Annotated in this window: 3 protein-coding genes; all 3 read right to left on the bottom strand. The window is 53.7% G+C overall.

Features of this window, described 5'->3' with window-relative positions; genetic code table 11:
- Window positions 1-1,772: S-layer homology domain-containing protein (locus tag GPK94_RS09295; RefSeq protein WP_215655628.1), on the bottom strand; the 1,772-nt coding region annotated here is incomplete at its 3' end.
- A gap of 608 nt (window positions 1,773-2,380) precedes the next feature.
- Window positions 2,381-6,292: an S-layer homology domain-containing protein gene (locus GPK94_RS09285; RefSeq protein WP_215655626.1), complete on the bottom strand. Its 3,912-nt coding sequence runs from the start codon at window positions 6,290-6,292 to the stop codon at window positions 2,381-2,383.
- Between the two features lie 10 nt (window positions 6,293-6,302).
- Window positions 6,303-7,205 carry a zinc-ribbon domain-containing protein gene (locus GPK94_RS09280; RefSeq protein WP_252192583.1) on the bottom strand — a complete coding sequence of 301 codons (903 nt, stop codon included), beginning with the start codon at window positions 7,203-7,205 and terminating at the stop codon, window positions 6,303-6,305.
- Between the last annotated feature and the right edge of the window lie 132 nt (window positions 7,206-7,337).

Raw genomic sequence — 7,337 nt, 5'->3', positions numbered from 1 at the left:
AGGAAGGTGACGATCTGTGCGCGGGTGCAAGGCTGGTTCGGCCCAAAGAGGCCGTTGCCAATACCGCCGGTGATGCCCTTTTCCTGTGCCCACTTCACAGCCTCATAGTAATAGTTGCTGGCGGACACATCGCTGAACGGGCTTGTCTCAACTTCCTTGACAAAAGCAGCGTTGATTTCAACCTTGCCCGCAGGCATAGTGAACGTGTACTTGCCATTGCCCTTGTCAGTCAGCTTCAGTTCCTTACCATTCTTGTCGGTAACGGTGAGGTCATCCAGTTTGAAACCATCGTCCGGCTTGACGGTGATTGTCACGGTATCACCACGCTCGGCGTAGCGGCGGTTTGCTGTCACTGTGCCGTTCCGGATGTCCTCGCCCACCTCGATGGCGTAAGTCGGGTCGCTATCGTCGCCACCGGAGCTTTTCCGAACCAGAGCGTTGATCGCTTTCTCAATGGCCTGCGCCATAGCGTCTACTTCGGCCTGCTCTGCCTTGCTCTTGGTTCTGTCAACAGCATTGATAGCAGCTTCGACATCGGCATAATTTGAATACAGCGCCTTATCGAACTTTTCAGCGGCAGCAATCGCTTCATTAACTGCGGTGTAGTCAGCAGGAATATTAGCATCGTCCCATGCAAACGTCGGATGATTGATACCGGCAACCCATTCAATGCCTTCAGCGGCATTCGCATTAAGTCCTACGAGAACATCGTCAGAGTTAAAGTCGTTGGTAGCGGTTCCGGCTGAGTTGCCGCTTTCTTCATTAGAAACATTTGAACCATATCTGTCATCAGCAGGCCAGAAACAATTCTTTGCATCGGTATCTATGACATACCCCAACCAGCAAGTGTTTTCTCGGCCGTCGTTGCCGATTCCCTTCGTAGCGACAAGACAGTTGACCATGCTCACACCTTTGCCAAAGCCAATAATACCGCCAACAGGAGCCTGAATGGAGTTTACAACGATTTCTCCACCAAACCAACAGTCGCTTATTGTCACCTGTCCCGTATACGAGGCTCCGACAATGCCACCCAGCGAATCCCAGCAATCCATAGGCTCTAACCCGCCTTCTTGTTCTGCATAGTACTCGCCGTCATAGTTACCCGTAATTGCAGCGGTAGAATAACACTGGCTGATACTGTTCTTCCCATTTAAAAATCCTGCAATACCACCTATGTATTTTTCTATATAAGAGCCTCCGGTAATAGAACCAGTAGTATAACAATTATTTATAGTGGAATAGGTCATCCAGTCCACCAAAATACCTTTTCCGTAAGTGGATCCATCTTTCATTGGTATCACGATATCCGCATTTTCAATACCGAGATTTTTTACAGTCGCATTATATATACTTCCGAACAAACCATTTCTATACAAGTTATTGTTATTGTCTTTGTTTTCAGATTTTAGGCCCTCATGAGAATACAGGTTATAAACTACATGGCTTTGTCCGTCAAAAACACCCTGAAATGATCCCCCAGCCGTATTTGCTCCGTCACCGATAGAGATCCATTCATGCCCGCCTAAATCCAAGTCATTCTCAAGATAAATGGTTTTGTCCTTAAAATTTGCCACATCATCATTGATAAGCTTTGCCATGCCTGCCAACTGCTCGGCTGTTTTGAGATGAAATTCCGTTTCATTCTCATCATACCAGCTTGTATTGGCTGTTCCATCCCAAGTGTCCATGGTTTCTGCCGCAAATGCCGCCGAGGGCAACAGCGTAAAGCACAGCGCCAGAATAAGAAGCAGACTTCCGATGCGTTTTTTCATGGTGTATCCTCCTTTGTATGATGGTCAAAATTTTGTTCATGCCCGCCTGACCACAGCGGGCAAAGTCCACAGGTTACAGAGCGGTATCATCCCGTGGGTACCCACGGGATGAGGGGCGCGCCCCTCATCATAAGTTTTTCGCTTTATACCAATCCATAATAATTATATCCGCAACTTCACAAAATGTAAATCGTTCTAAAGTATGAGGATGGATAAAATTTTTGAATATGCTACTCGCCTTCGCGTTTTACAACATTCAGCCATTTCTTTTTCCATGTATTAGGGTGGATCAGCAGGGTTGGCTTCCCCAACGCAAGGGCATAGGCCATTCATAGGTGCCGTTTTTGCGCTGATTTTCTCCGGTCTTGAGGACACGCCCATTCCTATCTTTGCGCTTTTCCGCCAAATCGCACACTCCTTTCTGGAAAAGCGCTCCAATATGTATGATAGAATTATCATAACACATTGGAGCGCCTAACAGCTTTCGGTATATACGTCAAGTATTCGCATTGCAGCAATGTTCCACGCCAATTCCCTGCCGTGCAGAGTAAAAAGCTCCCGCCGAGGATGATCTCAGCGGGAGCTTTTTATTGGATTGCCGATTCGCCTTACTTCCCCTGATAGGCTCTGTAAAGGAAAGTGACGATTTGTGCGCGGGTGCAGCTATTGTCTGGCCCGAACAGGCCATCACCAATGCCGTTTGTGACGCCGTTCTCCACGGCCCAGTCCACCGCGTTTGCATAGTAGCTGTCGGCGAGCACATCGCTGAACTCAGCCTTGCTATCGACCAGCTTACCAATGGCACGGAACAGGAAAGTCACGCTCTGGGCACGGGTGCAAGTGGCGTCAGGACTGAATTTGCCATCGCCCGTGCCGGTGGTGATACCATTCTCTACTGCCCATGCAACTGCCTTTGCATAATAGGCATCCATGGACACATCGGCGAAGCTGCTCATGGTCTTGGGTTCGGGGGAACCGGCAGCACGCCACAGGAAGGTGACGATCTGTGCGCGGGTGCAAGGCTGGTTCGGCCCAAAGAGGCCGTTGCCAATACCGCCGGTGATGCCCTTCTTGGCGGCCCACTTCACAGCCTCATAGTAGTAGGCGTCGGTGGGAACGTCCGCGAAGTCCAGCGTCTCGATCTCAGCGAATTCCGCGGAAACCGTCACCTTGGAGGCGGGCATGGTAAAGGTAAACTTGCCGTCGCCCTTATCCTTCACCTTGATCTTGCTGCCGCTGGCGTCCTTCACGGTCAGGGTGTCCAGCTCATAGCCGCTGTCGGGCTTGACGGTGATGGTCACGGTATCGCCCTTGGAGGCGCTCTTGGGGCTGACGGTCACATCGCCGTGCTTGACAGAGGGCGCGGAGACGTCATAGCGTCTGGAGGAAGAGCTGGAACCGCCGCCGGAGCTGGGCGCAGAGTAGCTGACCGTCCAGACACCGTTCGCGGTGCTGCTCACATAGTAATTGCTTGCCAGAGCGCCGGAGGGGTCGGTCAGATACACGCCGGAGGTCAAATCGGATTTTGCAAGAACCGTGTAGGTATAAGCGCCCTCGCTGCCAGCGCGCTTGACGATGTAGTCTGTCCCGTTGTTCTTGACCTTCGTGCTCGGATCAAAGCTGAACGTGCCGCCGGTGATGGAGATGGTCTCGCTGCCCGGGCCGCCGCCCTTCTGAATTTCGCCATTGAAAGAGCCATTTTTGATATTGATAACAGCTGTTGTGTCAGTTGTAGCATCAGCGCGAACAACACCGGTAAATGTACCGTTCTCAATGTTGATCGTACCGCCGGAGTTGTAAACATAGGCAGCATACGGAGCGGTATAGGTGCCGCTCTTTACAGTGGCGGTGCCGCCATACTGAACAGCCACCGCACAATTCAAGTACGTGCCATCTCCAGTTCTGATATCCGTAACTTTGATCTCGCAATTTTCCAATGTTGCATTGCGTCCAACCTGCACGCAGCCGCCGTATTTTGCGGTCAGCTTCATGTCGGTGAACGATGCGGTCTTGGTTTCAAAGGCAGCGCCTAAGAACGCATTAATACCAGTGATATTATAGGTACCACCAGAGACAACGACCTCACCGCAGCTGGAAGCCTTCACAACGCGCTCGTCCGTCTCGGCGCTGACATTGTTCAGGACCAACTTGCTCTCACTGCCCACCGTAAACAATGCAGTGTAGTGATAGCTGTCGCTTGCGCAGGTGCTGCCGGTATAAGATCCACCGTTAACAGTTACCGTAGAACCAGCAGAACCCTCGCGAAGGTCAACAAAGCCCCACACTTTTGCCTCCCAGTTGGTATCATGCGTATCTTCCATCGTCATGCCGCTCCCTGCGGTCGTGCCGTCGATGGTCAAATTTACCTTTTCAGCAGTGACCCAAATCGCGCTGTTTTTTACGGTAGCTGTTGATGCCGTCGCAGCAGTCAGTACATGACCGTTCAGATCAAGCGTCATGCTCTTCGTGACTTCAATCGGCTTGGTAACGGTCACGTCCTTCAGCAGCTTGATGGTGTCGCCGCCCTTGGCGGCGGTGATAGCGTCGGGGAGGGTGGAGTACTCCCTTGCCCCGATCATAGCGACCGCATCCTCGTTCGGCTTCACCCAATGACCCTTCGAAACCTCCACAAGCACTTCGTTGGCGTTCTTGTTAACAATATCGCCATCGCCGTAATCAGTACCGGCGGCAACGACCTTGTTGTCAATGATCACAAGACCGGCTTTGCCGACCTCTTTACGGCCGAAGATGTTGCCTTCGGGCTTTTGGGTGCTTGCATTTTCCTGCGTCAAGGTATTCTGGCTTGCGGAAGTAGCAGCGTCAACGGTGACCTGACCGACATTCGCCGTGCCGACCAGATCGCCGACGCGCCAGCTCTTTCCCGTCTCAGTGCACTTCAGAGTGCTGTCCTTTACAGTGCAGCCCGTGATGGTGTGATAGGTGGCGGGATTCGCACCGGCGTGACCGATCAGGCCGCCGACAGAGCCCTTCGCCTCAATCGTCACATTCTCGACGGAGCAGTTTGTAAGCGTGACCTTGGTATCGACCGGGCCGTCGTTCGGTTTGTTATAGCCGGATGTCCAGCCGATCAGACCGCCGACGCGCGCGCCGCCGGTGCTGACAATTTTGCTGTTCTTCAGATGGCAGTTATCCAGTTCGATTCGAGTCATGGAATCCACGCAGTTGATAAATGCGCCGATTCCCTGATCATTCGTTGTGTCGTTGATATCCGCATCAGCAATGGTCAGATCCTTGATCACAATGCCGGATTTGCCCGCAAAGCCGCCCGCAAACAAGGGGGCGCTCAAGCCGGTGATGGTCTTGCCGTTGCCGTTCAGGGTGATGACGCCCTGACCATGGTATCCATCCACACTCACCGGCGTCCAGCTCTTACCGGTCATATTGATGTCGTCCAGCAGCTCGATCACGGTGTCGCCGGTTTTGTCTGTGGCCGCAAAGGCGTCGGCGAGGGTGGGATACTCGGTATCGCCGATTTTGGCAACATACGACATTTTAACCTCGCCTGTGGTCGCGTCAAAATTTGCACCAGGCGCAAGGTAGTCATTGTTGATTCCTCCGGGGAACGTACCGGCTGTGATGTTGAACTCGTTCTTGGCGGCTTCGGCATCCTTTTGGGCTGTAATATTAAAGTCACCGCTGATGCCGGTGCCGTTGGCCTCGATGGTGACTTTCTGCTCGCCCTTAGAGCCTTCAATGTCCTTCTGAAGCAGGCCCTTAGTGCAGTCCGTAGCGGTCACAGTCGTCAGCGTGATATTCGTAGGCTTGGAAGCAACGATAGCCGCCTTTTCAGTCAGACCGTCAAAGCTCGTGTCCGTGACCGTCACCGTGGGCGCAACATCCAAATCCCCCTCGTTGTAGGTCTTGATGCCGCGCGTGCCGGTGAAGGTGCTGCCCTTCACTTCGGTATTGCCGCCGTAGTTCCACAGATTGAACTTACCAGAAGTATCATTGGTGAACTGGCATCTGTCAAACACCGTCTTGCCGTACTGGTTGTTGCACACGCCGTTCGGGAAAACACAGTTCGTGTAGGTCACGGTGTTTTCCGCCGCGCCGGTGTTGCGGAGCCAGCAGGTGAAGTAATTGGTGCTGTGACCGTAGTCACCACCATAAGTTGGATTAGGTTTGCTCAGCTTCAGGTTTGTAAAACTGACATCGATGTCGTACTTCTGATCAGCCAAGATTGCAAGACCGCCGGTGATGCAGATTTCCGCATCGTCGTTTATGCCAACGAACGCGACCTTGGAGAGGTCGGCCAGACCAGCTTTTGCGACCTGCACCCAGCCGGTATCAGTCACATCAACCTTACCACTGATCTCATAGGTGATGACGCCGTTTTCGTCAGGCGCCGCCGCATTGACGGCGTCGCTAAACGAACTATAGGTCTCCCCCCCTACCTTGATCGGTCCAGCGCCTGTCGCCCCCTCCGCCAGGGCTGCCGTCGGTAAGAGCGACAGCGCCATCGCGAGGCATAGTAAAATGGATAGCAGCTTATGTTTCATAATGATCCTCCTACAGTATATGTTTTCTGCGGCTCCCCGCAGTTTGGGCACTTATTTTTACCGGCTCCGCCGGAGGTTCACTTAAAATCGCTGTGCATCGGTCCAATGGCCGGCCCGCGCAGATTGGACAGCCGCAGCGCTGCTTTCCCGTGCGGCTGCTGACGACCGCCCGCCACGCATGGCCGTTTTCACACAGCCACCAGACCCTCCGGCTGCTGCCGGGCGTCACCTGTTGCGGCGTGAGGCTGCCGTTAAGGGTCGGATGCCACTGCGATGCGATCACCGGCTCCTTGGTCTCCAGATCATTAAATCCCGGTAGGACCTTGCGGTTGGTGCAGTACGGGCAATCGCTTTCCCTGTTCACACGGTGGGCGATGACCGCACAGAAGGAATGCCCCTTGTCACAGAGCCACCACACGCGGCGATTGGAATATGCGCTCACCGCCTCCGGCGTCAGCGCACCGTTCTTTTTCCGATCCCACTGTTCAGCAAGCTGCGGATGCAGCGAAGCGAGATCATTGAATCCGGACAGGACCTTTTGTCCCGCGCAGAACGGACAGCCTGCGTTTGATGTGACGTGGCTGGCAACGCTCGCCTGCCAGCTATGTCCTTTCGGACACCTCCACCAGACCTTCTGGTGTGCTCCCGGCATGACCTGCGTCGGCAGCAGCGGAGAATTCTTTTCCGTGTCCCACTCCGAAAGCAGATCAGGGAATTTTGCCGCCAGAGAGTTTTCCTCCGGCAGAACAGTGTGGCCCGCGCAGAAGGGACAGCCCGTTCCCCGCGCGCGGATTCTGACTTCGGAACGGTAGGAATGGCCTTGGGGGCATCGCCACCATACCTTTTGATGGCTTCCGTAGGTCACATCCTTCGGCGTGAGCGGCGCATTGCGTTCATCGTCCCATTGTGCCAGCAGGTGAGTTTGTTCATGCCCGGCGCAGAAATCGTACAGAGACGGATGGATCGCTGCTCACCTCCCGCAGAATAGTTGTCCGCCTGCAATACAGGCGGAAGGGTCTTTTATCGCGCATTGTGTATCTGGCAC

This window comes from Pseudoflavonifractor sp. MCC625, assembly GCF_018784545.1.
Taxonomy (GTDB): Bacteria; Bacillota; Clostridia; order Oscillospirales; family Oscillospiraceae; genus Pseudoflavonifractor_A; species Pseudoflavonifractor_A gallinarum.
The sequence above is the reverse complement of the archived record's forward strand: the minus strand, read 5'-3'. Positions and strand labels throughout refer to the sequence as shown.

What these genes read in the sequence shown, in the direction of transcription:
- GPK94_RS09285 (WP_215655626.1), bottom strand. Translation starts at nt 6,292, where the DNA reads ATGAAACATAAGCTGCTATCCATTTTACTATGCCTCGCGATGGCGCTG.